Raw genomic sequence first — 25,566 nt, 5'->3', positions numbered from 1 at the left:
TCTTTCCGACACATTGAACAATTATGAAGGGGCTTATTACTTCGTCATCTCCGGAACGGTTAATTTTAGCCACCATATTGAATACATCACCAATGATTATGACAAAGCATTGAGTGAAGCAGGCAAGATCATTTCCCAATACATTATCAGTCTTAGCTCATATGAGTTTGCGAGACTATCTGATGGGTTAATAACCGAAGCAGAATTAAAACCGATCAGCTTTGAAAATACCCGGATAGATTATTGGGTTGAAAATGGTGGTGTAGATTCATCGTCACATTACGTTAAAATTGTCACCTTTGACAATAATCTTGGATTCAATCACGACATGCAAGAACTCATAGCTAGGTTGGAGAAATGAAATCAGGACGTGCACCTTGGGGAGAATTTCCCAATGCTATAACCAATGGCGCATTGGGAGAACTGGACAAGGAAGCTGAGTATCAGGCTGCAAAATCAGGGGACGAAAATGCAGCATGGGCGCTTGTAAGCAATATTCTGAAAGATGAAACCATTGAAGCAATGCTTAATACTTTTAAGCCTGATCAGAATACACTGCTTGTTCCGGTACTAGCTCAGGAATCTCTTGGGAAAAATAAAATTCCTTTAGCTATAGCAAGACTTCTTTCGAAACAAACCGGCTTGAATGTTTCAGACGCCATATTCCAGGTAAACCACGTTGGGCGGACAAATAAAAATGCTGATAGTAGATTAGTCTTTCAACCGGTGTTCGAGGGAAAGGTCGAGCCGTGTAAATATATTCTGATTGATGACACTCTCACGATGGGCGGCACACTTGCGGCATTACGTGGGCATATCAATAATAATGGAGGCCAAACCATCGGTATGATGGTCATGTGCGCTCAGCAACGCTCATTGCAACTTGCGCCAAGTAAAGAAATTTTGGACAATATACGCTCCAAGCATGGTAACGATATAGAAGAATATTGGAACAAGGAATTTGGTTATGGCATCAGTGAACTCACCCACTCAGAAGCAGAGCACGTTCGATCAATCCCGAATGCTCACAGCCTCAGAACTCGAATCACTCAAGCAAAATATGTGGGCGGCATCCAGTTGGATGAAGGAGCAGCCACTCCCGAAGAACAAAAAGCGATTTCGCTTGCCCGCATAACAAAGTCTCTTCAAGAGAATCATCATCCCAAAGCTATAATTAGAACAGAGAGAAGAACCGCGCCTTGTCGCGGTTTAATCGTAGCTGAGACTGATGATTTCATTATTCAACAAGTCAATGATGGCAGCCGCTATTTCCAAGCCCATAAAAAAGAAGATTTGCCCAATATTCCCAAGATTGGAGATAAGCCCACAATAACCTATAGCACCAAAGAACCATTAGCAAAGATCCGCGAGCCTAAGCGCTCCTTATCAAGGTAATTACCCAGTCCGGAAACGGCAAACTAGAATGGAATCGAAAAAATCACACAATCCAAAGTCAGACACGCCTTTGCCGCCACTGATGTTAACTCCATCCGAAATCGAATCGCTCAGGCAAGACTTGCAGCAGGCGTCCAAATGGATGCGCCAGCAGCTGATCGAGGAAGAGCAGAACCTATCAAAGAAGAATTTAAGCCGGTAATACTGGATTATCAGTGTTTGAGAGACTGCTTTTTGTTTTGACCAATATCAACACCAAGTGTGTTTGCTTGGCGAGCCATATAAAGCTTTTGTGCGGTGCTAATCATTGATTTACGTGCATCAATAATCTTTTTCTCGTCGTCATCTAGGCGCGACTTGTCCATATTCACCAAGCGCGCAAAATGGCTTTTGAAGCTTTGGCGTGCTTCGTCCAAGGGCAAACCCCTTTGGCGATTTTTAGGTAATGTGCGCTTCATCTACAACTGACGAATTTTCACAAATGAACGTAGTAGAACAAAAAGGGACAAAAGAGCAAATTTTTATTAAAAACACCCATGAGATTAGATGGTTTGAAAGCATTTCTAATACTCTGATGTATCTAAAATTACCAGAAACCGCCACACAACCAATGATTGCTTATGTAACACTTAGCAATGCAGATAGTAATCCTATTGAACCGCTACAGTGGATTAAAGTTGAAGAGGCATGGTTTATACAACAGCCTTCTAATAATCCTGCCTCAACATGGTCAGCTTATCAAACCCAGCAAGAAGCAAAAGAGGCATTATCTCCTCCCTTTAACTCAATCTACCGCTTTCAAGAGATTACACTAGAGCGCTTAACTCAGCCCTGATAATATCCAATCATTGACGCTTAATTTACTGCAAACGCTTTTTAGAAGGTTTTCTAAAATTACGTTCACTTTAATTTTATATGCTCTTTGCTTATGAAATTTTTCAGATTTGGTATGATGCCAAACTTTTATTATTAGCATTCATCTAATACCAAGCCTCAAAACTTCTATCGCGTAATTTGAGTACAGCGCAATAAATCTCATAGCGCTAAAGAGGTTTGGCAAAATAGCCTGCATTTATCCATATCTACTTTAGGAGTAAATCCATGATTGATTCAGCCCTTTTTAAACAAAGCATGAGCCTATTTGCTAGCGGTATTACCGTTATTACTTGGCAAGGTGATAACCCTATCGATGGCATTACCGTAAGCGCCTTTGCTTCTCTCTCACTTAATCCGCCCTTAGTATTATTTTGTATTGACCGAAACGCCTACGCCTATCCGCTAATGTGTGAGCAAAGCCACTTTGGCGTTAATATTCTTTCTGATAAGCAAAAAGATCTTGCCTACCAATTTGCAGGAGCAAATCGCCAAGGATTGGAATCTTTCATCAATCGCGACAATCCTCACAATATCCCCACGCTAAATAGTACTTTAGTCAGCTTAACTGTGCGCGTCCGCGACCGCATTACCCAAGGCGACCACGATATTTTCATTGCAGAAGTACAAACCAGCCATCTTAATCGCGAATTAAAGCCCCTGCTCTATCATCAAAGCCAACTTTTTAGCTTAAACGATTAATCCATGCCCTACTGTCAATATATCGCACGCGCCAACAACGCTAATTTAAATGATTATCTTCCTTATGGATAAGACAAGAACCCATAGGGCTGATTCAAAAAACAAATATCCCACGCCTACAACACTATGGTTTAGCGCTTGAAAGGACTGCGCAAGGCGTTATCTGGCATGATTTACAAGATTTCACAGCCAATAGCCAGCAGCTGCATCAAATATTTAGTCGCATGGCGCAAGATGGGCATCTTGCTGGATGGCGTGATGAACCTTTTGCCCTAGCGCAACATCTTCACGCCCCTCCTCACGCCCTTATTGAACGTGCCGCGCTCCCCTATCTTGGCATCTGTGGATATGGTATTCATTTAAACGGACTGACCCTGCGCAATGGTAAAATTCATATGTGGCTTGGTAAACGAGCCGCCAATAAAAGCACCCACCCCAACCAACTTGACCAAATTGCTGCAGGCGGTCTTCCTTATGGAATATCCGTATTTGATAATTTACTCAAAGAAAGCCAAGAAGAAGCAGGGATACCAGCTACTCTAGCGCAACAAGCCAAAGCTGTGAGCATCGTGAGTTATCTTCATCAAACTGATATTGGCATTCGCGCTGATATCACCTTTAACTACGACCTTTGGCTACCTGAAGCATTCACCCCACAAAATCAAGATGGCGAAGTCGCAGAATTTCTCTGCCTGCCTATTGAGGAGATTATTGAGATTTTGCATAAACCAGAGCGCATAAAATTCAATGCCGCACTAGTAATTATTGATTCTCTAGTGCGACTGGGTTACTTAAGCGCCAAACATCCTGATTATCAATATATTTGCAGCAACCTTAATCCGCGCGATAATCTTCTAAACGCTTGGATTGCTACATTTAACTAAAGCGCGTATTCTCATCATAAAAATAGCACAACACGCACTTTAATTAAGAAAGCAACCTAACTGTGTACTTATTATGCCATTAACTGTGGCAACACCTGTGCTAACCATTGCTCCAAGCGCTCAGAGGTTTTTTCTGGTTCACTATCCTCATCTAAAGCCAAACCAATAAAATGCTGACCTTGCAATGCCTTAGAAGATTCAAAGTTATACCCTTCAATAGACCACTGTCCAATAAAGGATGCACCTTGTGCGCGCAACTGGTCAGCTAACATCCCCATAGCGTCTAAATAATATTCTGGATAACCCACTTGGTCGCCCAAGCCAAACATCGCAATCACCTTTCCCTTTAAATCTGCATTAGAAATTTGCTCTACTACAATTTCCCAATCATCTTGATACTCGCCATAGTTCCAAGTTGGTATCCCCAAAATCAAACGATTATAGGCAAACATATCATTTGGGTTATCTAAATCAATAATATTGATAGGGGTTAGGGTAATGCCGTGTTTTTCCTGCGCAATGCGCTCAATGCTAAACGCCACATCTTCCGTCATCCCTGTGGTGCTACCATAAAATAATCCAATCTCTTGATTCATCTCTTTTCCCTTATCTTCAAATATAAATAGAGCCATTATAAAGCCTTAAGGCTTAAAGCTAAGCCACTAAAGACCTTGAATTTTTCTCGCGCAAGCTAAAGTATTTTTCAACAAACAAGCAATCGTCATTGGACCAATACCGCCAGGGACAGGAGTAATTGCCGCCACCTTTTCCCGAGCGCTGATAAAATCCACATCCCCAACCAGCTTTGTTTGCCCATCTTCATCCGTAATGCGGTTAATCCCTACATCAAGCACCACAGCATCTGCTTTTAACCACTCACCACGAATAAAATTCGCTTGTCCAACCGCTGCCACTACAATATCCGCCTGAGCTAATAGCGCTGGCAAATCTGCTGTTTTTGAATGCGCGATACAAACCGTCGCATTCATTTGCAGCAATAGCGCCGCCATCGGTTTACCTACAATATTACTACGCCCAACCACCACCGCCTGCTTACCTGACAAATCGCCAAAATAATCTTTTAAAATCAAAGAACATCCTAATGGCGTACAAGGAATAGAAACAGGATTCCCCGACCATAGACGTCCTATATTGACAGGATGAAACCCATCAACATCTTTTTCAGGAGCAATATGATTTAACACCTTATCGCTGTCTATATGCTCAGGCAGTGGCAATTGCACCAAAATCCCATGCACCGCCTCATCATTATTAAGCGCACTAATCTTATCAAGCAACGCCTGCTCACTAACCGCTGCATCCAAGCGAAACTCTAAACTCTCAAATCCCGCCTCAACCGCTTTTTTGCCCTTATTGCGCACATAAACCTGACTGGCGGCATCCTCTCCTACCAAAATCACAGCCAAAGCAGGCTTAACCCCTGATTGCGCGTGAAATTTAGCCACTTCAACGCGTAACGCTTCTACAATCTTTTGCGCAAATGCTTTCCCATCAATACTCTTTGCTGTCATTTGTCCTCCCAAAATCCCGTCATGGTAAATACGCCATCTGCGTAAGCCCCAAGGTTTCCTCAAGCCCAAACATCAAATTCATACATTGCACCGCCTGACCAGCAGCACCCTTAAGCAAATTATCCTCCACCACAGACACCACCGCCAAAGCCTGATTTTGCGATTGATGAACCGCCATGCGCACAAAATTACTCCCTCGCACTGTGCGCGTTTGCGGATGCGAACCTAACGGCATTACATCTACAAAATACTCCGATTGATAGCACTGCTCATATAACAACTGCAATCTCTCAAGCGATAGCGCCTCTAACAATGGTGCATAAAGCGTCGCCTCAATTCCACGAATCATCGGCAACAAATGCGGTACAAACGTACAACTCACCGCCTGTTTAGCCAAAAGCGACAGTTGTTGCTCAATTTCAGGTTGATGGCGATGCCCTGTGAGCGCATAAGCCTTGAAATTATCGCTTACCTCACTAAACAAATTCGCCACCTTAGCCTCACGTCCTGCGCCAGAGACTCCAGATTTCACATCTGCAATCAAGCGCCCAGTCTCTACCAACCCAGCCTCAAGCAACGGTTTAAACCCCAGCTGTACTGCTGTTGGATAACAACCAGCAGCTGCTACCAAACGCGCATGCTTAATCGCCTCACGATTAAGCTCAGGCAAACCATAGACCGCCTCAGCCAACCACTCCTGTGCCACATGTTCTACGCCATACCACTTAGTGAAAAGCTCAGCTTTTTTAAGGCGAAAATCAGCAGATAAATCAATAACCTTCACCCCATTTTCAAGCAAAAAAGGCGCTTGTTGCATACAAACCACGTGTGGCGTTGCAAAAAACACCACCTCACATTGCAATAATGCCTGTGTGTCATAATCGCTAAAGCGCAACGCACAGCGCCCCCGCAAATTTTCAAAGTAATCACTCACAGCAACCCCAACCTCTTTGCGCGAGCCCACCCAAACCACCTCTACCGCTTCATGCAAGCTTAAAAGACGCAACAACTCTGCGCCTGTATAGCCCGTTGCACCAACGATTCCCACCTTAATCGTCATAGTTTTAAGCCTCTAACGCCGCAGAAATCTTCTTGGCAATATCTTGCAATTGCTCCAGCGCTACGGATTGATCACCATGCGCCTCCAAATCCTGCTCATGCCACATCGGTATTAAATGCATATGATAGTGAAACACACTTTGCCCAGCTGCCTCTCCATTAAACTGCATCACACGAATTCCATCGGCACTGAGTGCCTGCATCTGCGCCTTAGCAAGACGTTGACTGAATTCAATAATATGCGCCAAAGTTTTTACTGGCATCGTAAATAAATCACGCTCAGCTTGTTTTGGAATAATCAGCGCATGCCCGCGTGATTGAGGAAAAGCATCCATAAATACATAAATCAGCTCATCTTCATAAATTTTTGCGCTTTCAATATCGCCGTCCAAAATCTTTTGAAAAATCGTCATAACTCAACCCTAAATTAACAAATCATCTTCATGACCACCCGAGGCCAAATGCGCCTTAAACCAATCAGGTTTGCGCCCAAAGCCACTCCACTCCTCAGCAGGATTATTCGGATTACGGTATTTCGCAGGTTTTGGTAATTTAGTTTTGCGCTTTGATTTTCCTTGGGTAAAAGATAATTCCGACGCATCGCCTAATTGCAATAACTTGCGTTGCGCTTCTGCAATAATTAAATCCACGCGTTTTTGGCGCAACTGCTCAATTTCCTCTAACAGTGCGGTAAATTGTGCATCATTAAGCGCTTCAATTTGTTTTAAAATCCCTTCCATTATTAGCTCCTTATTTAAAAATAAAATTAAAAATATCACCATCTATCAAAAAGGGCGTGGTTGTGCGTCCTGCACTACCGCCCAATCACTTTGCCACATCAACGCAGCAAATCCCATTAATAACACACCCCCAATAAGCGCCAAATAGCGCACCGCCTTTGGCAATCTCAGCGGTTGCAATACATTTTGTTTGGCATAAGTTAACAACAGCGCCATCAGCGCAATCGCACACGCCGTCCCACACGCCATCATCATCACCGTCGCCACACCAACCCAAGCCATCCCCCAACTCCATGCCACAGCCAAAGTCAGAACCGCGCCACTGCAAGGACGCAATCCAATACTTAACAACGCCAACACACGCGCTACCTGCCCATCGCGTCCCTCATTATCTACATCAATATGCGCGCAATGATGATGCCCACAGCCACAACCATGCGCCCGTCCAAAAAGTACGCGCCCCTGCCGCCACACAATCCATGCTCCTAACACCATCACCATGCATACGCCAAGCGATTTAACCACAGCACCTGCGCCACACTATCTTTAATCCACCATCCCAACAGCGCAAACTCACCCCCACCCAAACAATCGCACTTACGCCCTGCAACAGCGCCCCGCCCACACTTAGAATTAACGTTGAGCGATACTGCTGCGGTTGCGTTAGGACAAAAGTACCAATCACCGCCTTACCATGCCCAGGGCCTATGGCGTGCAATAAACCATATAAAAATCCTGCTCCCAACACTCCCAACCATGCCTGCCAAGGCGCAGAATCCTCACGCAATGCACTAACCGCATCAGTGAGTGCGCGTTGCCATTGAATCTGCCAATGTTGCATCTTTAAAAGCCAAAGCCCAATCTCCAAGCGCCCTAACTCATATAACCCCACCCAAAGCGCCAAACCGATTCCGAGCGCAAGTAGTGCATATTTCATCTGAGTATGGTTTATCAACAAACGATTCACATCTTCTCCCTAAGAACAATCTAGCCGCGCCGTATCAGCAAACACCGCGCCCAAATTCTCTGCCCCGCGCGCATTAATATCTAACATCGACGCCTGCAAAAAATCCGCCTCTGTTGGATTGGCTTGCTCAATGAGCATCTGACAGCCATTTCTCCACTGATGGCTCTGTTGCTCGTCATAAAGCATCGCCACCCAATAAGTTGGCTCATAAATTTGATAGACTAACGCCTGACTCGGCGCTTCGACCTTTAGCGTAAAACTCAACCACAAATCCCCCCTCTCATCGACCTCTAGGGCAAAATCCTCTACCGCATCAGCAAACAAATCCTCAGGAAAAGTATAAAAATTCTGTCCTTGTAAGCGTGTTTGCATTTCATCGCTGACCTCGGCAAAAGCCTGTTTTTGCGCCTCGTAGCCTGACAATTTCAACACAGGCTCTAAAATGGATTGAGCCGAAAAAGGCGTAAACAACCAGCGCTCTTTTAACGCTACAATCTCACGCCCCTCATTCACCACAGGCTCAACGCTTAGCATCACATAATCATGCGGATGCGCCCATGCTCGCACTGTAAAAAAAACTATAAAGAACAAGCAAATCCTAACCACCATTGCGCGCTCTATCGACCAAACCCATCATTTTATAAACAACCTCTGCTGCCGTGTAATCATAGACATGAAAGCCATCAATTGGCGCGAACTCCACCACATCCATGCCCACCACCTCACGTTGGCGCGTTACCGCCTCCAACAAATCAATCAACTGCCAAAACGATAATCCCCCTGGAACAGGCGTTCCCGTTGCAGGCATAATAGCGCCATCCAAACCATCCACATCCACCGTGATATAAACCTTTTTGGGGAAATTTTCAGGCAATTGGAAATCATGCACAGGTTGCACCTTACAAATTTGACGCGCATCTAAATAATGAATGCGTTCAGGGTGCGCATCGCGTACCGCCTGCTCTTCTACACTCATAGCCCGCACCCCCAGCTGAAATAAATGCATTCCAGCATCTACCAAGCGCTTCATAACACTAGCATGACTCCACGGACTGCTTCATAGCTATCGCGCAAATCCGCGTGTGCATCAAACTGAATAATTCCCAATGGCTCATCAGCATAAACATCCGCCACACCCATCACCGCGCCATAGCTCACCGTATGCTCACCGCCTAGCACAATGGGCAACTGTCCACGCCCAGCAATCTGCGCATTAAGCGTCCGTATTCTTGCCAATACCGCCTCTGCCTCCCCCTGACAATCAAGCGCTGCATGCGTATAAATGCCACTTTTACAAGGTTCACTGATTCCATCGGTCGTCTCTAATTGCTGTGAGGCATCAATAATGCCTTGTGGTCCTTTATTCGTCCCACCGCCATAGCTCACAGAGCGCTCATAAGGCACAGGAATAACATGGAAAAATGCTTCTTTCTCCTCAGGTTGCGTAATTTCTGAGCCTAAAAAAATCTCATTCATTTTCATTCTCCAAATCCAAATTAAAGGCAAAATCGCGTTGGTAATTTGGCGCTGAAGCCTGATTAACCACACGACTATATCCTCGTTGATTGCTTATAAAACGACATCCAGCATCGCTTAGCATAATGTTGTCGTGGCTATGTCCATAAATCCACGTATCGGCTTGCGCGTACAACTTAGGCAAATGGCTTGTCCAATACGCACTGCGCACCAAACCATCTTTTGCCAAACGATGTTTCTGTGCAACCAATAAAGCGCTGGGCAAAAAATGACTCACTACCAATTTATGCCGCGCAAGCATTTTGAGCGCCTTTTCTAAAAATAGCACTGAACGCTGATGTTCAGCCTGCATGGCATCTACATCAAATAACCCTTGCTGATAGCCAATAAATCTAAAATCTGGCAAGGTCATTTGCGCCCAAGATTTAGAAATTTCAGGCTCACCCGCCAAGGCAAAATCCGACCACAACACACTGCCAATAATTAACACATCGTTAAAATATAAAAACTCATCATCTAACATCTGCACCTGAAAACGTGCGCAAATCTCACGATACATCACCTTGGCGGCAAAAAATTCATGCGTATAAAACTCATGATTACCCAGTATAAAAATCACTGGCAATTTAGGCGCTTGTTCTCTTAAAGTAGTAAAAAAAACCTCCAGCGAGCGCGCATCGCCAATATCGCCTGCCAAAATCAATAAATCCACTGCCGATAGCCCATCTAGCGTGCATTGGCTTACCTCAGTATGCAAATCGCTGTGCACTGCAATGCGCATGACTAATCCTTATGACAACCGCATTTTAAAATCTTCATAACCAAATTCACGCACCACCTTCAGTGCACCAGTTGCGCTGTTATATGCAACAATGCTTGGCAGTTTTACGCCATTAAACGTGGTTGTTTTGACCATCGTATAATGCGCCATATCTAAAAACACCAAACGCTCCCCCACCTCAAGAGGTTGGGCAAAACTATAATCCCCTATCACATCTCCAGCCAAACACGTCAAACCACCAATGCGATAAGTATAAGCTTTCTCACCTGCTTGCCCAGCATGTAACAATTCAGCACGATAAGGCATTTCTAAAACATCTGGTAAATGCGCCGTACACGAGCCATCAACAATTGCAATTGGCATCCCATTTTCCACAATATCCAATACCCGCGTTACATAAACCCCAGTGCCTAACGCGATTGCCTCACCAGGCTCAATAATAACCTCTACTTGCCAACGCTTAGCAAAATCACGAATCAACTTAATTAATGCCTCTACTTGATAGCCTTTGCGCGTAATATGATGCCCACCGCCAAAATTTACCCATCTCATCTGTGGCAAAATATCTCCAAACTGGCGCTCAATTGCCGCTAACGTCCGCTTCAGCGGTTCGACATCCTGCTCACATAAATTATGAAAATGCAGCCCACTAATGCCTTCTAGCGCCTGCGTCTTAAATTGCTCACGCACAATGCCTAACCGCGAAAAAGGCGAACTAGGGTCATAAATTGCCACCGCTCCCTCAGAATGTTGTGGATTAACCCGCAGTCCAATTTCTAAATGCGGATTTTGTGCTTTAGCCTGATTAATCTCAGCCTTAAAACGCTCAAATTGCGAAAAAGAATTAAAAATAACGTGATCAGATAGCGCCAGCACCTGCTCTATATCCTCAGGTGGAAAAGCGGCAGAAAACGTATGCACCTCACCGCCAAAATATTCACGCCCCAAACTCGCCTCATGCAATCCACTTGCACACACCCCAGATAAATAACGGTCAATCAAAGGCGCAAAATGAAACATTGCAAATCCTTTTAATGCCAGCAATACCCTTGCGCCACTTTCATGCTGCATCCGATTTAATAATTGCAAATTGCGCTCTAATAGCCCCTCATCCACCACATAACAAGGCGTTGGTAGACGGGATAAATCTAATTTAGAAAAAATCTCCTGCATGCTCTTCCCCTAATAAAAATAGGCGGTAGATACATCTGCTCTACCGCCTCTATCGTTATAAAGAAACATTATCCAATTCAACAACCTGCCATGGCAATCCATATTGCGCCAATGCCTCTAAAAATGGGTCAGGGTCAAACTGTTCCATGTTAAATACGCCCTGCTCACGCCATTTATTTTCCAGCATCATTTTTGCCCCAATCATTGCTGGCACACCAGTCGTATATGAAATTGCTTGTGAACCCACCTCAGCAAAAGCCTCTTCGTGGTCGCAAATATTGTAGATATAAAATACCTTCTCAACCCCATCTTTTATGCCTTTAGCCACACAACCAATACACGTTTTTCCTTTAGTGCGCGCACCTAATGAGGCAGGGTCGGGTAATAATGCCTTTAAAAATTGAATAGGAATAATCTCTTTGCCTTCAAATTCAACCGGCTCAATACTCGTCATGCCTACATTTTCTAACACCTTCAGATGATTTAAATAATTATCTGAAAAAGTCATCCAAAAACGCGCGCGCTTAATCTCAGGAAAATGTTTAACCAAAGATTCTAATTCCTCGTGATACATCATATAAATATTTTTTTCACCAATGCCGGCTGGAAAGTCAAATACACGCTTTTGTGCTAATGCTGGAGTTGTTTGCCAATCGCCTTCCTCCCAATGTTTTGCCTGAGCTGTAATTTCACGAATATTAATTTCAGGATTAAAATTTGTAGCAAATGGCAATCCATGGTCGCCTGCATTAGCATCAATAATATCTAATTCATGAATTTCATCTAAACAATGTTTTTTTAAATAAGCGGTAAATACATTCGTTACCCCTGGGTCAAAACCACTACCCAATAGCGCCATAATTCCTGCTTCTTTAAAACGCTCTTGATAAGCCCACTGCCATTTATATTCAAACTTTGCTTGCTCTGGTGGTTCATAATTTGCCGTATCTAAATAATCAACATTTGTTTGCAAACAAGCATCCATAATATTTAAATCTTGATAAGGCAAAGCAATATTCATGACCAAATCAGGTTTATATTTGCGGATTAATTCTATTGTTTCACCAACATTATCCGCATCGACTTGAGCGGTATTAATCTCTACGTCATATTTATCTTTAACTGCTTTTGCAATTTGCACGCATTTACTGACCGTGCGACTAGCAAGAGTAATTTGCGTAAATACTTCTTTTGCTTGCGCACATTTATGCGCCACCACATTAGCCACACCACCTGCCCCAATAATTAAAACATGTGCCATATTATTCTCCTAAATAAATAATGGGTTTAATTGTGCTTTTATTCAAATTTTATTGCTCATAATAAGTATAACCGCGCAAACCCGCATCAAACTGATTTACCAAATGCTGACGCTCTGAAGCGCTAATTGTGCCATTACGTACCGCTTGCTCAGCAGTTTGGCGAAATTGTGCTAAAAGATTTTGCGGTTGATATTCCACATAACTCAAAACATCTGCCACACTATCGCCTTCAACCTCACGCACATAATCCACACTGCCATCCTCATTAATATAAATCGACACCACATGAGTATCGCCTAATAAATTATGCAAATCTCCCAAGGTTTCTTGATAAGCGCCTACTAAAAACACCCCCAAATAATAGTCTTCATTGTCTAAAATCTCATGTAATGGCAATACGCGTGATTCATCATTTTTCTGTGCAAAACGGTCAATTTTCCCATCGCTATCACAAGTAAGGTCAGCAATAATGGCATTTCGATTCGGGCGCTCATTATGGCGATGCAAAGGCACAAGCGGAAACACTTGGTCAATAGCCCATGCATCTGGTAAAGATTGAAACACGCTAAAATTAGCGTAATAAATATCAGACAGCATTTTTTCAAGCATTTCAGGCTCTGAAATCGCATCGGGATACTCTTGTACAATCGTGCGCACCGCCGCCATAATCACCATAAAAATCTGCTCAACTTTTGAACGAATTCTTAGCGGTATCTGCCCTCGCATAAACGCATCACGCGCCTCATCACGATAATACACCGCATCGTTAAAACACTCTTGCGCTGTTTTTGGGGAAAGCGCCTCATAGGTATAGCGTAATTCGCGCAAAATATTGTGGTCTTCATCACCTTCCATTTTCGGCAAAGTGGCATCAGAAAACCCAGTAACATCCAAAATATTAAATAACAGCATTGAAGAATAAGCCACAGTTGCACGCCCTGATTCAGTGACAATTGTCGGATGCTCAATGCCCTCCTCATCTAATACGCTTTGGATGGTCTCTACCACATCCACACAATATTCTTGCAAGCCATAGTTGCGGCTATGAATACTGCTAGAGCGCGTCCCTTCATAATCAACCGCCAAACCACCGCCTAAGTCTAAATATTGCATTGGCGCGCCTTCTCCCACCAATTCTGCATAATAACGGCAAGCCTCGCGCACCCCAGTACGAATATCACGAATATTAGGAATCTGCGAACCCAAGTGATAATGCAAAAACTGCAAACAATGCAACATATTAGCTTCTTTTAAACCATCAACCACATCCACCAACTGCTTTGCATTCAAGCCAAACACCGAACGGTCGCCACTGGTTGAATTCCAATGCCCAGAAACATGAGAAAACAACTTGGTGCGCACACCAATCAACGGCTCAATGCCTAACGCTTTCGAACTCTCAAGAATAATCGGCAACTCAGATGGCGTTTCAATCACAAACACCACCTTAAAACCTAAGCGCAACATGCCAAGCCCCAACTCAACAAACTCACGGTCTTTATAACCATTGCACACAATCAAAGGACCAGGGGTTTGTAACATCGACAAGGCAATCATCAACTCCGCCTTAGAACCTGCTTCTAAACCATGTTGATACGGCTTACCAAATCGCACCACATCCTCAATTACAGAAGCTTGCTGATTCACCTTAATGGGAAAAACACCGCGATATTGCCCACGGTAGCCTGAATCCTCAATAGCTTTTGCAAAAGTCTCATTAATTAAAGAAATTTGGCGCTCTAATAAATTTTGCACCCGCAGCAGCACAGGCAACGCCTTACCGCGCATATCCATACCATGAATTAAATCTACAATCGCCACCTCAACTGTACGCTTATCCTGCGTGTCAATGCTAACAACTAATTTTCCTTCTTCATTTAGCTTAAAAAAACCAGCCCCCCAACCTGATACACGATATAACTCATCTGCATCTGCAATTGACCAATTGTCTTTATTCAATGTTGCTTTCCTTTTTAATAAAAATAAACACAAGGCAAAACGCCCAAACCATAAAAATCACACAACTCAAGAGACATTATACCTATTTGTAGCGCGCGGTATTTTAACAACTCCCACTATAATTGCGACAACTTATTATTAAGATTAATTAGAATTTTCCAAACAATCGATTTGCGCTTGAATTAACTTTGCAATTGTAATTAATGGGTCATCCCCTGAAAAATCGCGCATTTGTTTGTAAAACACTTCCTGATGAGCAATAAAAAAATCCACCGCCTGCTCTAAATAAATCCCCAAAATTCCTGCTAAATACGCCTCATCAAAACGCGCAATATCGGCTAAAGTTTTTTGCGTAAAAATAGGTGTTGCGCCTGATAATTCACCCTCAGCAATAATTGTGAGCAAAACATAACGCGTTAAATCCTCACCTGTTTTGCTATCAATAATATTAATTTGCTCCCCTGCACGAATTAGCGCTTTAATATCATCATTACTAACATAACAACTTGCACTGGTATCATATAAACGCCGATTAGGGTATTTTTTTATCAGTCGCGCCTGTGACATTAAAACCAAAACCTCTTTTTCTCTAATCTCTTTGATTCAAACTCACCTCCAACTGCCTGACAATGGGTTTGAATCATACTCTCATTTGTAAGCGCTTGCTGACATTGTCCAGACACGCAGGCAATTTCGCGACAATTACCCTTAGATAAATTATGCGTTTGATTATTTACCCCACAGCCAACCAATACCATTGCCATACTTATTAATACCAATCTTTTTCCCATCTCATTCCTCTTTTGCTAAGTTAAATTCATATTAGGATTTATTTCCCAACGCTTTAGACAGTAATTCCTGAAAATCCTGATGGTCTCTTATCTGCCAACACTCTTTAGCATTAACCACCACACCATAGCGCTGTGCTAATTGCAAATAGCGCGCACGCCGATGCGCCATCATTTTTGGCATAACAAATCGAATAAAATCATCGCTATCAAATTCATCAGCTTTTTGTTGATGGCGTTGCGCATAATCTTTTATCATTTCATCTAAAAAATCAGGATGATAACAAATTGGCTTAGGATAATTTAAAGCGCGGGTAAGCAACTCCTGCTGTAATTCCTCTTCAGCATGAATATAGACAATTAAAGTATTGGCTTGAAGCATCGCAAACAGTGCAGATTCATCTAATTCCCCCACGCTACCACCTGCATCATTCATAAAATAGTCGTATCCTAACCGTTGCGCACGCTCAATAAACAAAGGCACATCCAACATCGCATTTAATTCAGCACGACGAAACAACTGCTGACGTGCGCGAAAGACTCGCTCACTATATCCTGTTTGCCCTAACTTGCCGATAAATTGAGAAACAACCGCTAAATTATCAATACTGACTTGAGCTTTCAACGCGACAGCCTGAGCGCGATAAAGTTCTGCCAAACTCGTGTCCATTTGCGAACATGCTTGATTTAAGCAATCCATCAACCATTCTTGTATAGGCATTGCCAAATACGTCGTTGCAATTCGATAATCCCCCGAGTAATGATACCAACCCTCGCGCGAAAGCAACGCACTTAAAGTAGTTTTCCCTACCCCAGAAGTCCCTAATAACGTTACCCGCTTAATTGCCATATCACCCTCTACTAGACTAAACAACAACACAAAAACGCGCTATTTTATACCAATTACAGACAAGTATTTACGTTAAATAACAAAAGCGCTTTATCTAAATTCTATCTTTGTAGATTGGCAATGTTTGGGTATACTAGCACGCTATTTTCAATATGCCTTCAATACTATGAAATCTTTTTCCCCCGTTCTCACTTTATCTGCGGCATTGATTATTGCCTTTACCATTATTGGATTTTTCTTCCCTACCGCCTTTGGCAACATTGCTGCCAGCACCTATGATTGGGTTGCAAGCACATTTGGCTGGGTATTTATGCTATCGGTATTCGTATTTGATGTCTTTTTAATTGCGATTATCTTTACACGCTACGGCAAACTCAAACTCGGGCGCTTTGATGAAGAACCAGAATTTGACACCATCTCATGGATTGGCATGTTATTTTCAGGAGGTCTTGGCGTGGGGATTGTTTTTTGGGGCGTCGCTGAACCAATGACCCATTATCTAAACCCACCCATGGTTGGCATTGAGCCTCAATCTATAGAAAGCGCGCGCCTTGCTATGGGCTATACCTTTTTCCATTGGGGCGTTTCCCAGTGGTCAATTTTTGCCATTGCAGGTTTAATTATCGGTCTGTTTCAATTTCGCATGAAACAAGATGGCTTGATATCCACTTCGCTCGAATCTGTTTTTGGTAAAGACTATGGCGCTAAAAAAAGATATTTTATTGATATTTTAGCTATTTTCGCCACAGTTGTCGGAATTGCCATTTCACTAGGATTAGGCGTTTTGCAAATTAATGGTGGTTTATCACAAGTGTTTGGACTCCCTAAAAATACTTTGGTTGAAATCATCATCACCATTGTGCTGGCTATTATTTTTATGATTTCTGCAACCACTGGCTTGCATCGTGGCGTCAAATTTCTCTCTAATCTAAATATCTTTATCGCCTTTGGATTGACCGTTTTTGTCGTTATTCTTGGACCAACCACAGTTATCTTCAAAGCATTTGTAACAGGCATTGGAGACTACCTCAGCCACTTTATCGAATACAGCCTACGTCTAGACCCATACCAAATCAAACAAAACTGGGTTGAAAAATGGACCGTATTTTATTGGGCATGGGTTATTTCTTGGAGTCCTTTTATTGGCGCTTTCATCGCACGTATCTCGCGCGGGCGTACCATTAGAGAGTTTGTTATAGGCGTATTGATTGTCCCGCCAATGATTTCTTTTATTTGGATTGCAGCTTTTGGCGGCAGCGCCATCTTCATGGATTTATATGAAAGTGGACAAATCGCACAAATTGTTGCTCAAGATAACACCCAAGCGATGTATGCATTTTTGCATGCTTTACCTATACCGCTAATCACCTCAACAGCAACTATCATTTTAATTGCAACATTTTTGATTACCTCTGCCGATTCCGCCACCTATATTTTGGCGAGCATGAGCAGTGGTGGGTCGTTACAACCTAAATTTAAAATCAAAATGTTTTGGGGCGTATTGCTTGCTTTAATTTCTTTGGCTCTATTGGCTTCCGGCGGACTCAAAAGCTTACAATCTGCCGCGATTGTTGCAGGGCTACCTTTCACCATCATCCTAATCATCATGCTTATGGCGATTATCAAGGTGTTAAAATTTGAAGCAGATATGGTTATTCCAATTCAAATGCCCACACAGCGCCCAAATCAAGATGAAGTGGATAAAATTGCTGCCGAGCTACTCAAACAGCAACAAGAGAAAAACTCTAATTAAACCCATAGAAAAGATGAGCTGGTAACCTCCAGCTCATCTTAATTTTAAAATGTCTATTTATACCCAAACCTATACCTCCCCTGTGGGCGAACTTCTATTAGGGGAATATAACTATCAGCTTTGTTTATGTGATTGGCACAATCGCCCTAAGCATAACGCCTTTATCAAGCGTTTAAGCGAGCGCGCACAGCAAAGCATCATTAATCAAGATACCCTGCTCTTACAACATGTCAGATAGCAATTAGAGGAATATTTTACTGGCAAACGTCATAAATTCATTTTACCTATACGCCCTATCGGCACAGCTTTTCAACAGCAAGTCTGGCAAGCGCTACGCCATATTGACTACGGGAAAACCAGTTATTATCAGCAAATTGCCTATAATATTGAGCGCCCCAATGCAATTCGTGCTGTTGCCAATGCTATTGCTGCCAATCCGCTTGCCATCATTATTCCTTGTCATCGCATCATTGCTAAAAATGGACAGCTGCAAGGTTTTGCTGGCGGAATAAATACCAAAGAGCAACTCCTAAATCTTGAGCAACAATACTGCGCCTCTTAAATCGTTGCTTTTATCTCCATAAAAAAACCCCTAAAACAAATATTGCCTTAGGGGTACAAGCATAATCAACAACTTTTTATTCTAAACAACTTACAATATAGCTTTTTAACTGCGCTACATCTGCCTCCATCACCTCACAAAAACGCTCCTGCGCTTCGATATCTGCAAAACGCGATGGACGCTCAGGTTCACGCCCAACCGCCTCTCTCACCGTCTCAGCAAATTTAGCTGGTAGCGCCGTTTCCAAACAAACCATTTTATTAGCCTGCGCTCCTATTTGAGATTGACGCGCTTGATACTCACGCGCAACAAATACACCATCTGCGGTATGCGGGTCAATCAAACGCCCATATTTTGCATCAATTTCAGCAATCGTTTGTATACGATTTGCATGCGTTGAACGTCCTGCAATAAAATCTGAATCCTCCACCTTTTGCGCAAAGATGGCTCTAAACTAAATTCGCCTTTTTGCTGTAACTCTTGCCACCAAGCGCTCACCTGCTTACCCTCTTTATCGGCTAAGTAATACATATAGCGCTCAAAATTCGATGCTTTACCAATATCCATAGATGGACTGGACGTCTTTGCCACCTGCGCACTCGGACGCACGCGATAAGTTTTTGTGGTAAAAAATTCATACAACACATCATTTTCATTACAAGCGACCAAAAGTTTACCAATAGGCAAACCCATCAACTTTGCCACATAACCTGCAAACACATTGCCAAAATTTCCTGAAGGCACACAAAAATCAATTTGCTCACCCACCTCCTGCGCCAATGCAAAATAAGCCTTAAAGTAATACACCGTCTGCGCCAACACTCTTGCCCAGTTAATCGAGTTTACCGCCCCAATTTGATATTTTTGCTTAAATTGCGCATCACTATTAACCGCTTTCACCAAATCCTGACAATCATCAAATACCCCTTTAATGGCAATATTAAAAATATTAGGTTCATTTAAGCTATACATCTGCGCCTGCTGAAAAGCACTCATTCGCTCATGCGGAGAAAGCATAAACACATTAACATTATCCTTGCCAAGCATTGCATATTCCGCCGCTGACCCCGTATCCCCTGAAGTTGCGCCCAAAATATTAATTCGCTCACCACGTTTAGCTAAAACATAGGCAAATGCCTCCCCTAAAAACTGCATCGCAATATCTTTAAAAGCCAAAGACGGCCCATTAGATAATTCCAGTAAAAATAAGTCCTCTTCCAATTGAGTTACTGGCGTAACCGCTTCATCAGCAAATGAATTAACGCTATAACTACGCTCAATAATTGCGCGCAAATCTGGCGCATCAATATCATCAATAAACAGCGACATAATCGCCAAAGCCAGCTCCTGATAGCTCAATTTTTGCCAATCGCGTAGCGTCTGCTCATCTAACTTTGGCAACTGCTCAGGTATTAACAAGCCCCCATCAGGCGCCAACCCCATCAACAACGCCTGCGAAAAAGAAACAGGCTCCATACCACCGCGTGTAGAAACATAGCGCATCTTAACTCCTTAACTTATTCATTTAGTAAAAACAAACGCGCCCAAATAGCGCTTATCCCACCATCATACAAAATAACCCTAACTGCGCCTAGAAAAACAATATTTTATACATCATGTTAAAAGCAAATCTTCAGTTAAGAGCAAAATTTTTTTATTAAAATAAAAACAGATGGTTAAAATAAAAATCTACTGTTTTTGCATGAAAAATTATGGCATAAAAATTTTAATTCCAACGACACTATCGATAAAAATTTGCAACAGCATGATTTGATTTTGAATTATTATTAATCATGTATTCTAATTTAGAATAGCCCAGTGTTATAATCTCCCTTTTAAAAATGGATAGGATATTTACTCAGATATGTCGCAAAACCATACTACATCAACCGCATTTACCGACCTTGAGATACACCCTGCGATTTTAGAAGCGTTAGAAGACGCCAAACTCACTCATGCCACCCCAATACAAGCACAAGCCCTACCGCTTACACTCAGCGGACACGACGTTATGGGACTTGCGCAAACAGGCACAGGCAAAACGGCTGCTTTTCTTATTTCTCTTTATCATTATTTAATGAGCCATCCCGTCCATCCAAAAGCCAAAGGACCTTGGGCAGTTATTATTGCGCCCACGCGCGAGCTAGCCATACAAATTAAAAAAGATGCAGACAGCATTGGTCTATATACAGGATTAAACAGCCTTGCCGTTTATGGCGGGGTAAATATAGAGCACCATAAAGAACTTTTTAATGCCGCTAATATCGATATCATCATTGGCACTCCTGGCGCATCATCGACCTCTATAAACAAAAAATCCTGCGCTTAAAAAATATTGAAGTTTGTGTATTAGATGAAGCTGATCGCATGTTTGACCTAGGGTTTATTGATGATGTTCGTTATCTTTTAAAACAAATGCCTCCTGCAAATGAGCGTCTGAATCTTCTTTTTAGCGCAACAATGGCACAAAAAGTTCAAGAACTCGCCTATGAACATTTCAATGCTCCCATCACCATAAACATTGAGAGCGAACAAGCCACCGCTGATAATATTGAGCAACGCCTTTATCACACTGCAAAACATGAAAAAACCCCTCTACTTATCGGCTTACTTGAGAAAGAACAACCTAAACGCGCCATTATCTTTTTAAATACCAAACGCGATCTTGAGCGTTTGAGCATCGTTCTAGACGCCAACGGCTACAAAAATGCCGCCCTTTCTAGCGATGTTGCCCAACATAAACGTGAAAAGGTAATCAAAGCCTTTTTAGAGGGTAAAATTAATCTTTTAGTTGCGACAGACGTTGCCGCGCGAGGTTTGCATATCCCAGAAGTTACTCACGTTTTTAATTACGACCTTCCCCAAATGGCAGAAGATTACGTCCATCGCATCGGGCGCACCGCGCGTGCTGGCGCATCGGGAACTGCTATTAGTTTTTCCTGTGAAGAATACGTTTATTCTTTGCCTGATATTGAGCATTATCTCGATGATAAAATTCCTGTTGCAAATTTCGATGATACTTTATTAGCAGATGTAATTCCCCCTAGTGAAGAGGCCATACAAGAGCTAAGAGAAAGCCGTATTTCTAATAAACCCCACACAAAAAGAAATCCTAATCATAAAAATATACGCAACACAGCTAATAAACGTAGCCATAACGGCAATAATGAAGCCAGTGGCAACCGACGTCGCAAAGTTAGTGCAAAAAAACGTGCTCATGACAACTAAAAAATATGCTTTATGCTTTATAAAGCAACAGAAAAATTTAGAACGGACAATTAGTAATCTAATTTATAGCGCATCTTTAAAACACGCTGCAAAATATCCACTTAAAGCTTGCGCGCCACCATCATCACTCGCTTTGGCGGAGGCAGTCCTTCTTTTGTTAACTGCCCATCTGCTTGCATAAAATCTTTTAACGACTGCCGCTGCATCCAGTTTGTCGCACGTTGCTCTAAAGGAGTTGTTTGCACCACTTCGGTTTGCGCTTCAACTTCAAAACCCAAACGCGATAACCATCGCCCAAGCGCCGCCACAGATGGCAAAAACCACACATTGCGCATTCCTGCATAACGCTCTTTTGGCATAAACACCGTTTGCTCATCTCCTTCTACCACTAGCGTTTCTAAAATCAAACGGCCATCTGCGCGTAATGTTTCACGTAACTGCCCTAAATGCGCTAAAGGATCGCGGCGGTGATACAACACGCCCATCGACAATGTAATATCAAAATCTGTTAATAACGCGTCATCCAGTGTCATTGGTAAATAAACTGCACGTTCTTGTGCAAAATAGCGTTGCAGCGCTAAAAATTGCGCAAAATAATGCCATGAGGGGTCAACTCCCACCGCCAAATGCGCGCCACTACCAAGCAAACGATACAAAAAATAACCATTTCCAGTACCCACATCCAGAATCTGTTGACCTGCCAGCGTTACCCCTAAATCCAGCAATCGTTGATATTTAAAATCGCTACGCCATTCACTATCAATCTGTATTCCTGCAATAGAGAATGGACCTTTGCGCCATGGCATTAATGCTTCTAATCCCTTTAGCAAAGATTCTTTTTCTGCCATAGATAGTGCTTGTTGCACCATAACCTCAGGGCAATTTTTTGCTACATTCACCTGCGTTTCTTGCCAAATTGGCAACTGTGCAATCTCTGTCAACCACGCATCAAAATGACCATGCCGCCGAGTGCATAGCTCTGCCAAAATTGCACGCCCACTCTCATCTTTTAGTTTGAAATCTGATTTTAAGGCACAAAGTCTTTGCCACTGCTCATAAACCGCCTCAACCGCATTCATTTATATGCCACCCATCCATTAAACGATAACGCACGAAAATAATGATAACAATCCACAAATCCTACCTGATGCAACCGCGCTTCCTCTACGGCAAAACTATCTGTTTGCATCACCGACTCTAACGACTCACGTTTTTGCGCAATCGCCATCTGCGAATAACCCTGAGAAGCCTTAAACGCCTCATGCCACAATCGCACCCGTTCATCTTCAGCCAAAACCTTCTGCCCTAATAGCAAGACACCATTAGGTTTTAGCGCCTGATAAATTTTAGCCAATACCGCCTCACGCCACTGTGGCGCAATAAATTGCAGCGTAAAATTCATCACAACCAAATCACATGGTTGTAGCGCAACGCTCATCACATCTGCAACCGCAGGATAAATATTATCCACCCCCTCCTGAGAGACGTATTCCTGCAAGCGCTCAATCATCGCCTCAGACAAATCCAGTGCATGAATAGAGGCTGAAGGCGGAATAAAACGCTGCAACGCAAAACTCGCTCCCCCCAGCGAACAGCCCAAATCATAAACCACCCCACCCTCAGGCACACAACTTCCGCCCTGCACCCCAATTAATTGTAACATCGCCGCATAGGAGGAATTGAACGATGAATCATATCCGCAAAAACCGCCACCACCTTCTCATCAAAACGAAAATCCAGCATCGGACGAGGTTTATCAAAAATATCATCATGCGCAAACATCAACCACCGCCTACAACACAGCCTTTGCAGAGATATCCGCATGATAAGAAGAACGCACCATCGGACCCGACGCCACATGCGTAAACCCCATTTTCATCCCCTGCTCATAAAACCAGTCAAACTCCTCAGGAGTATAGTAGCGACGTACTGGCAAATGATGCACACTTGGCTGCAAATACTGCCCAATGGTCAACATATCTACCGCATGCGCCCGCAAATCCTCCATCACCGTTAAAATCTCTTCAGGCTCCTCCCCAAGTCCGAGCATCAACCCTGATTTAGACAACACCTTCTTATCACATGCCGCCTTATAGGCACGCAATAAATCAAGCGACTGCTGATAATTTGCACCTGGACGCGCCACCTCATACAACCGCGACACCGTCTCCATATTATGATTAAACACATCAGGCGGCGTTTCTACTAAAATCTCAATCGCCCGCTCCACACGCCCACGAAAATCTGGCGTTAAAATCTCAACCGTCATGCGTGGCGCACGCTGACGAATCTCACGCACACAAGCGGCAAAATGCGACGCCCCTCCATCAACCAAATCATCACGGTCAACCGAAGTAATCACCACATGATGCAACCCCATCGCAGCCACCGTCTCCGCCAAATGGCGTGGCTCATTCTCATTCAAAGGATTAGGACGCCCATGTCCAACATCACAAAACGGACAACGACGCGTACAAATATCGCCCATAATCATAAAAGACGCCGTCCCATGGCGAAAACACTCCCCCAAATTTGGGCAAGACGCCTCCTCACACACACTATGCAACTTCTGTTCCCGCATCACCCCCTTCAAACGAGCTACCTCAGGGCCTCCTGGAAATTGCCCCCGAATCCACTTCGGTTTACGCAAACGTGGCTCACTCACATGCTCCACATTCACAGGAATTTGACGAATTTTATCCGCACCTTTTTTCTTCACACCCATTGATTTTGGTTTACGTTCAACTTCCATCACACACCTACCTCAAAAAACAACATTATAAAATAATAAATAAATGCCTCATCCATTACGCATTACGACGCGCACGCTTTAACAACGCCAACAAATCCCCCTCCTCAGCACGCGATAACAAGCGAAAACGCCCCGCCGCCAATTCCTTTGGCAACACCACATTGCCATAACGAATACGCTTTAACCTGCTCACCTGACAACCCACCGCCTCCCAAAGCCTACGCACCTCACGATTACGCCCCTCCTTCAGCACCACCGAAAAATAGCGATTAAACTGCGTATCATCCTCATGCAATCCCATTAATGGTTGAATGTCTTCAAATTTTGCCATTCCATCTTCTAACATCAACCCCTGACGCAACGCCTGCAACGTCTGCTCATCCACCTCACCAGCCACCCGCACCCAATACTCCCTTTCGATCTCCATACTTGGATGCATCAACTGATTGGCCAACTCTCCATCCGTTGTAAAGAGCAAAAGCCCAGCCGTATTAAAATCCAAGCGTCCAATACTCACCCAACGCCCCTGTCGCAATCTAGGCAACCCTCTAAACACCGTTGGACGCCCCTGCTCATCCTTACGCGAACAAATCTGCCCAACAGGCTTGTGATACATTAAAATCTTACGTCGCTCATTATTTTCTGCCGACACCCGCAAAGGACGCCCATCTAAAGAAAAGCGCTCATAACCAGAAACCTTCAACCCCAGCTCAGCCACCTGCCCATTGACTCGCAGCCGCCCCTCCCGTATCCAACCTTCAATCTCTCGCCGGGAGCCTAAGCCCTTTGCCGCCAACCACTTCTGCACCCGCTCAAACTTCTCCGCCATA

The 25,566-nt window shown here is 43.4% G+C and carries 33 protein-coding genes and 2 pseudogenes; 11 read left to right on the top strand and 24 right to left on the bottom strand.

The window, feature by feature from the left end:
* The 3 genes from A5N84_RS10330 to A5N84_RS10325 form a co-directional block, all read left to right on the top strand.
* Positions 1–361: hypothetical protein (locus tag A5N84_RS10330; protein WP_233120059.1), on the top strand; the 361-nt coding region annotated here is incomplete at its 5' end.
* Entirely contained in the window at positions 358–1,395 is a 1,038-nt protein-coding gene (locus A5N84_RS08400) for a phosphoribosyltransferase (protein ID WP_072282004.1), read from the top strand. The genes A5N84_RS10330 and A5N84_RS08400, both read left to right, overlap by 4 nt.
* Positions 1,396–1,423: 28 nt before the next feature.
* The gene (locus A5N84_RS10325) at positions 1,424–1,597 is read left to right on the top strand and encodes a hypothetical protein (protein ID WP_158008690.1); all 174 of its coding nucleotides are present in this window, start codon (positions 1,424–1,426) and stop codon (positions 1,595–1,597) included.
* A gap of 10 nt (positions 1,598–1,607) precedes the next feature.
* Here the strand turns inward: A5N84_RS10325 and A5N84_RS08395 are convergent, their stop codons facing one another.
* The gene (locus tag A5N84_RS08395; RefSeq protein ID WP_072282003.1) at positions 1,608–1,811 is read right to left on the bottom strand and encodes a hypothetical protein; all 204 of its coding nucleotides are present in this window, start codon (positions 1,809–1,811) and stop codon (positions 1,608–1,610) included.
* 29 nt (positions 1,812–1,840) lie between these two features.
* Here A5N84_RS08395 and A5N84_RS08390 point away from each other — a divergent pair, with 29 nt between their 5' ends.
* The 3 genes from A5N84_RS08390 (at position 1,841) to A5N84_RS08380 (ending at position 3,854) form a co-directional block, all read left to right on the top strand.
* Positions 1,841–2,230, top strand: coding sequence for a nitrous oxide reductase accessory protein NosL (locus tag A5N84_RS08390; protein WP_072282002.1), 390 nt, complete (start codon positions 1,841–1,843; stop codon positions 2,228–2,230).
* A 266-nt stretch (positions 2,231–2,496) separates the two neighbouring features.
* Positions 2,497–2,970 carry a flavin reductase family protein gene (locus A5N84_RS08385; protein WP_072282001.1) on the top strand — a complete coding sequence of 158 codons (474 nt, stop codon included), beginning with the start codon at positions 2,497–2,499 and terminating at the stop codon, positions 2,968–2,970.
* 68 nt (positions 2,971–3,038) lie between these two features.
* Positions 3,039–3,854 carry an NUDIX hydrolase gene (locus A5N84_RS08380; protein ID WP_078055676.1) on the top strand — a complete coding sequence of 272 codons (816 nt, stop codon included), beginning with the start codon at positions 3,039–3,041 and terminating at the stop codon, positions 3,852–3,854.
* A 71-nt stretch (positions 3,855–3,925) separates the two neighbouring features.
* Here A5N84_RS08380 and A5N84_RS08375 read toward each other — a convergent pair whose 3' ends face one another.
* From A5N84_RS08375 to A5N84_RS08300, 17 genes are all read right to left on the bottom strand, one after another.
* A complete protein-coding gene (locus tag A5N84_RS08375; protein ID WP_072282018.1) occupies positions 3,926–4,450 on the bottom strand; it encodes a flavodoxin in 525 nt (174 codons plus the stop codon).
* Positions 4,451–4,516: 66 nt separating this feature from the next.
* Entirely contained in the window at positions 4,517–5,386 is an 870-nt protein-coding gene (gene folD, locus A5N84_RS08370) for a bifunctional methylenetetrahydrofolate dehydrogenase/methenyltetrahydrofolate cyclohydrolase FolD (protein WP_072281999.1), read from the bottom strand.
* 19 nt (positions 5,387–5,405) lie between these two features.
* The gene (argC, locus tag A5N84_RS08365; protein WP_072281998.1) at positions 5,406–6,446 is read right to left on the bottom strand and encodes an N-acetyl-gamma-glutamyl-phosphate reductase; all 1,041 of its coding nucleotides are present in this window, start codon (positions 6,444–6,446) and stop codon (positions 5,406–5,408) included.
* A gap of 4 nt (positions 6,447–6,450) precedes the next feature.
* On the bottom strand, positions 6,451–6,858 hold the full coding sequence (locus tag A5N84_RS08360) for an HIT family protein (RefSeq protein ID WP_072281997.1): 408 nt from the start codon (positions 6,856–6,858) through the stop codon (positions 6,451–6,453).
* Between the two features lie 9 nt (positions 6,859–6,867).
* A complete protein-coding gene (locus A5N84_RS08355) occupies positions 6,868–7,185 on the bottom strand; it encodes an H-NS histone family protein (protein ID WP_072281996.1) in 318 nt (105 codons plus the stop codon).
* A gap of 45 nt (positions 7,186–7,230) precedes the next feature.
* Complete coding sequence (locus A5N84_RS08350; protein ID WP_072281995.1) at positions 7,231–7,686, bottom strand: hypothetical protein; 456 nt, start codon at positions 7,684–7,686, stop codon at positions 7,231–7,233.
* A 16-nt stretch (positions 7,687–7,702) separates the two neighbouring features.
* Positions 7,703–8,152, bottom strand: coding sequence for a HoxN/HupN/NixA family nickel/cobalt transporter (locus A5N84_RS08345; RefSeq protein WP_072281994.1), 450 nt, complete (start codon positions 8,150–8,152; stop codon positions 7,703–7,705).
* A 9-nt stretch (positions 8,153–8,161) separates the two neighbouring features.
* Entirely contained in the window at positions 8,162–8,761 is a 600-nt protein-coding gene (locus A5N84_RS08340; RefSeq protein WP_072281993.1) for a DUF1007 family protein, read from the bottom strand.
* A complete protein-coding gene (locus A5N84_RS12950) occupies positions 8,751–9,182 on the bottom strand; it encodes an arginase family protein (protein WP_269844337.1) in 432 nt (143 codons plus the stop codon). Before A5N84_RS12950 ends, A5N84_RS08340 begins: the two co-directional genes overlap by 11 nt.
* On the bottom strand, positions 9,179–9,628 hold the full coding sequence (locus A5N84_RS12945; RefSeq protein WP_269844336.1) for an arginase family protein: 450 nt from the start codon (positions 9,626–9,628) through the stop codon (positions 9,179–9,181). Before A5N84_RS12945 ends, A5N84_RS12950 begins: the two co-directional genes overlap by 4 nt.
* A complete protein-coding gene (locus tag A5N84_RS08330) occupies positions 9,621–10,409 on the bottom strand; it encodes a metallophosphoesterase (RefSeq protein ID WP_072281992.1) in 789 nt (262 codons plus the stop codon). Before A5N84_RS08330 ends, A5N84_RS12945 begins: the two co-directional genes overlap by 8 nt.
* Positions 10,410–10,418: 9 nt before the next feature.
* The gene (gene nspC, locus A5N84_RS08325; RefSeq protein WP_072281991.1) at positions 10,419–11,582 is read right to left on the bottom strand and encodes a carboxynorspermidine decarboxylase; all 1,164 of its coding nucleotides are present in this window, start codon (positions 11,580–11,582) and stop codon (positions 10,419–10,421) included.
* Positions 11,583–11,637: 55 nt separating this feature from the next.
* Positions 11,638–12,843 (bottom strand): saccharopine dehydrogenase family protein, encoded by a 1,206-nt coding sequence (locus tag A5N84_RS08320; protein WP_072281990.1) that lies wholly within the window; start codon positions 12,841–12,843, stop codon positions 11,638–11,640.
* Between the two features lie 49 nt (positions 12,844–12,892).
* Complete coding sequence (speA, locus tag A5N84_RS08315) at positions 12,893–14,803, bottom strand: biosynthetic arginine decarboxylase (protein WP_072281989.1); 1,911 nt, start codon at positions 14,801–14,803, stop codon at positions 12,893–12,895.
* Positions 14,804–14,947: 144 nt separating this feature from the next.
* Complete coding sequence (locus A5N84_RS08310; RefSeq protein WP_072281988.1) at positions 14,948–15,370, bottom strand: polyhydroxyalkanoate synthesis regulator DNA-binding domain-containing protein; 423 nt, start codon at positions 15,368–15,370, stop codon at positions 14,948–14,950.
* Positions 15,370–15,594, bottom strand: coding sequence for a hypothetical protein (locus tag A5N84_RS08305; protein WP_072281987.1), 225 nt, complete (start codon positions 15,592–15,594; stop codon positions 15,370–15,372). Before A5N84_RS08305 ends, A5N84_RS08310 begins: the two co-directional genes overlap by 1 nt.
* Before the next feature lie 31 nt (positions 15,595–15,625).
* Positions 15,626–16,441, bottom strand: a complete 816-nt coding sequence (locus A5N84_RS08300) for a DEAD/DEAH box helicase family protein (RefSeq protein WP_072282017.1) — start codon at positions 16,439–16,441, stop codon at positions 15,626–15,628.
* A gap of 166 nt (positions 16,442–16,607) precedes the next feature.
* On the opposite strand from A5N84_RS08300, the gene A5N84_RS08295 reads away from it, so the two are divergent.
* Genes A5N84_RS08295 through A5N84_RS13550 form a run of 3 tightly spaced genes read left to right on the top strand, consistent with a single transcriptional unit; the run spans position 16,608 to position 18,756 of the window.
* The gene (locus tag A5N84_RS08295) at positions 16,608–18,194 is read left to right on the top strand and encodes a BCCT family transporter (protein WP_072281986.1); all 1,587 of its coding nucleotides are present in this window, start codon (positions 16,608–16,610) and stop codon (positions 18,192–18,194) included.
* A gap of 49 nt (positions 18,195–18,243) precedes the next feature.
* Entirely contained in the window at positions 18,244–18,432 is a 189-nt protein-coding gene (locus tag A5N84_RS10975) for a hypothetical protein (RefSeq protein WP_198923887.1), read from the top strand.
* A gap of 39 nt (positions 18,433–18,471) precedes the next feature.
* Complete coding sequence (locus A5N84_RS13550; RefSeq protein WP_198923890.1) at positions 18,472–18,756, top strand: methylated-DNA--[protein]-cysteine S-methyltransferase; 285 nt, start codon at positions 18,472–18,474, stop codon at positions 18,754–18,756.
* A 76-nt stretch (positions 18,757–18,832) separates the two neighbouring features.
* Here A5N84_RS13550 and thrC read toward each other — a convergent pair.
* Positions 18,833–20,259: pseudogene (gene thrC / locus A5N84_RS08285) on the bottom strand (threonine synthase).
* 361 nt (positions 20,260–20,620) lie between these two features.
* On the opposite strand from thrC, the pseudogene A5N84_RS12150 reads away from it, so the two are divergent.
* Positions 20,621–21,180, top strand: a pseudogene (locus tag A5N84_RS12150) (DEAD/DEAH box helicase); the annotation flags it as partial.
* Positions 21,172–21,984: a helicase-related protein gene (locus tag A5N84_RS08280; protein ID WP_408633851.1), complete on the top strand. Its 813-nt coding sequence runs from the start codon at positions 21,172–21,174 to the stop codon at positions 21,982–21,984. The pseudogene A5N84_RS12150 and the gene A5N84_RS08280, both read left to right, overlap by 9 nt.
* A gap of 101 nt (positions 21,985–22,085) precedes the next feature.
* On the opposite strand, the gene cmoB is transcribed toward A5N84_RS08280, so the two are convergent.
* Genes cmoB through A5N84_RS08260 form a run of 5 tightly spaced genes read right to left on the bottom strand, consistent with a single transcriptional unit; the run spans position 22,086 to position 25,565 of the window.
* The gene (gene cmoB, locus A5N84_RS08275) at positions 22,086–23,063 is read right to left on the bottom strand and encodes a tRNA 5-methoxyuridine(34)/uridine 5-oxyacetic acid(34) synthase CmoB (RefSeq protein ID WP_072281985.1); all 978 of its coding nucleotides are present in this window, start codon (positions 23,061–23,063) and stop codon (positions 22,086–22,088) included.
* Positions 23,060–23,647, bottom strand: coding sequence for a methyltransferase domain-containing protein (locus A5N84_RS08270; RefSeq protein ID WP_233120054.1), 588 nt, complete (start codon positions 23,645–23,647; stop codon positions 23,060–23,062). Before A5N84_RS08270 ends, cmoB begins: the two co-directional genes overlap by 4 nt.
* Positions 23,635–23,766 (bottom strand): hypothetical protein, encoded by a 132-nt coding sequence (locus A5N84_RS12940; protein ID WP_269844335.1) that lies wholly within the window; start codon positions 23,764–23,766, stop codon positions 23,635–23,637. Before A5N84_RS12940 ends, A5N84_RS08270 begins: the two co-directional genes overlap by 13 nt.
* Positions 23,767–23,776: 10 nt before the next feature.
* The gene (gene lipA / locus A5N84_RS08265) at positions 23,777–24,736 is read right to left on the bottom strand and encodes a lipoyl synthase (RefSeq protein WP_072281984.1); all 960 of its coding nucleotides are present in this window, start codon (positions 24,734–24,736) and stop codon (positions 23,777–23,779) included.
* Between the two features lie 55 nt (positions 24,737–24,791).
* Positions 24,792–25,565 carry a pseudouridine synthase gene (locus A5N84_RS08260; protein ID WP_072282016.1) on the bottom strand — a complete coding sequence of 258 codons (774 nt, stop codon included), beginning with the start codon at positions 25,563–25,565 and terminating at the stop codon, positions 24,792–24,794.
* Between the last annotated feature and the right edge of the window lies 1 nt (position 25,566).

The organism is Rappaport israeli, from assembly GCF_001888055.1.
Classification (GTDB): domain Bacteria; phylum Pseudomonadota; class Gammaproteobacteria; order Cardiobacteriales; family Cardiobacteriaceae; genus Rappaport; species Rappaport israeli.
This window is presented reverse-complemented; position numbering and strand designations above follow the sequence as displayed.

Excerpts from the sequence above, each read along its gene's own strand:
- A5N84_RS08320 (WP_072281990.1), bottom strand. The coding sequence starts at position 12,843 with ATGGCACATGTTTTAATTATTGGGGCAGGTGGTGTGGCTAATGTGGTG.
- nspC (WP_072281991.1), bottom strand. The coding sequence starts at position 11,582 with ATGCAGGAGATTTTTTCTAAATTAGATTTATCCCGTCTACCAACGCCT.
- A5N84_RS08400 (WP_072282004.1), top strand. The coding sequence starts at position 358 with ATGAAATCAGGACGTGCACCTTGGGGAGAATTTCCCAATGCTATAACC.
- A5N84_RS08295 (WP_072281986.1), top strand. The coding sequence starts at position 16,608 with ATGAAATCTTTTTCCCCCGTTCTCACTTTATCTGCGGCATTGATTATT.
- A5N84_RS08260 (WP_072282016.1), bottom strand. The coding sequence starts at position 25,565 with ATGGCGGAGAAGTTTGAGCGGGTGCAGAAGTGGTTGGCGGCAAAGGGC.
- A5N84_RS08385 (WP_072282001.1), top strand. The coding sequence starts at position 2,497 with ATGATTGATTCAGCCCTTTTTAAACAAAGCATGAGCCTATTTGCTAGC.
- A5N84_RS12950 (WP_269844337.1), bottom strand. The coding sequence starts at position 9,182 with ATGAAGCGCTTGGTAGATGCTGGAATGCATTTATTTCAGCTGGGGGTG.
- A5N84_RS08340 (WP_072281993.1), bottom strand. The coding sequence starts at position 8,761 with ATGGTGGTTAGGATTTGCTTGTTCTTTATAGTTTTTTTTACAGTGCGA.
- A5N84_RS10325 (WP_158008690.1), top strand. The coding sequence starts at position 1,424 with ATGGAATCGAAAAAATCACACAATCCAAAGTCAGACACGCCTTTGCCG.
- lipA (WP_072281984.1), bottom strand. The coding sequence starts at position 24,736 with ATGGAAGTTGAACGTAAACCAAAATCAATGGGTGTGAAGAAAAAAGGT.
- folD (WP_072281999.1), bottom strand. The coding sequence starts at position 5,386 with ATGACAGCAAAGAGTATTGATGGGAAAGCATTTGCGCAAAAGATTGTA.
- A5N84_RS12945 (WP_269844336.1), bottom strand. The coding sequence starts at position 9,628 with ATGAATGAGATTTTTTTAGGCTCAGAAATTACGCAACCTGAGGAGAAA.
- A5N84_RS08280 (WP_408633851.1), top strand. The coding sequence starts at position 21,172 with ATGCCTCCTGCAAATGAGCGTCTGAATCTTCTTTTTAGCGCAACAATG.
- A5N84_RS12940 (WP_269844335.1), bottom strand. The coding sequence starts at position 23,766 with ATGTTTGCGCATGATGATATTTTTGATAAACCTCGTCCGATGCTGGAT.
- A5N84_RS08330 (WP_072281992.1), bottom strand. The coding sequence starts at position 10,409 with ATGCGCATTGCAGTGCACAGCGATTTGCATACTGAGGTAAGCCAATGC.
- A5N84_RS08390 (WP_072282002.1), top strand. The coding sequence starts at position 1,841 with ATGTGCGCTTCATCTACAACTGACGAATTTTCACAAATGAACGTAGTA.
- A5N84_RS08360 (WP_072281997.1), bottom strand. The coding sequence starts at position 6,858 with ATGACGATTTTTCAAAAGATTTTGGACGGCGATATTGAAAGCGCAAAA.
- A5N84_RS08310 (WP_072281988.1), bottom strand. The coding sequence starts at position 15,370 with ATGTCACAGGCGCGACTGATAAAAAAATACCCTAATCGGCGTTTATAT.
- A5N84_RS08270 (WP_233120054.1), bottom strand. The coding sequence starts at position 23,647 with ATGTTACAATTAATTGGGGTGCAGGGCGGAAGTTGTGTGCCTGAGGGT.
- A5N84_RS08375 (WP_072282018.1), bottom strand. The coding sequence starts at position 4,450 with ATGAATCAAGAGATTGGATTATTTTATGGTAGCACCACAGGGATGACG.
- A5N84_RS10975 (WP_198923887.1), top strand. The coding sequence starts at position 18,244 with ATGTCTATTTATACCCAAACCTATACCTCCCCTGTGGGCGAACTTCTA.
- A5N84_RS08350 (WP_072281995.1), bottom strand. The coding sequence starts at position 7,686 with ATGGTGATGGTGTTAGGAGCATGGATTGTGTGGCGGCAGGGGCGCGTA.
- cmoB (WP_072281985.1), bottom strand. The coding sequence starts at position 23,063 with ATGAATGCGGTTGAGGCGGTTTATGAGCAGTGGCAAAGACTTTGTGCC.
- argC (WP_072281998.1), bottom strand. The coding sequence starts at position 6,446 with ATGACGATTAAGGTGGGAATCGTTGGTGCAACGGGCTATACAGGCGCA.
- A5N84_RS08355 (WP_072281996.1), bottom strand. The coding sequence starts at position 7,185 with ATGGAAGGGATTTTAAAACAAATTGAAGCGCTTAATGATGCACAATTT.
- A5N84_RS08300 (WP_072282017.1), bottom strand. The coding sequence starts at position 16,441 with ATGGCAATTAAGCGGGTAACGTTATTAGGGACTTCTGGGGTAGGGAAA.
- A5N84_RS08305 (WP_072281987.1), bottom strand. The coding sequence starts at position 15,594 with ATGGGAAAAAGATTGGTATTAATAAGTATGGCAATGGTATTGGTTGGC.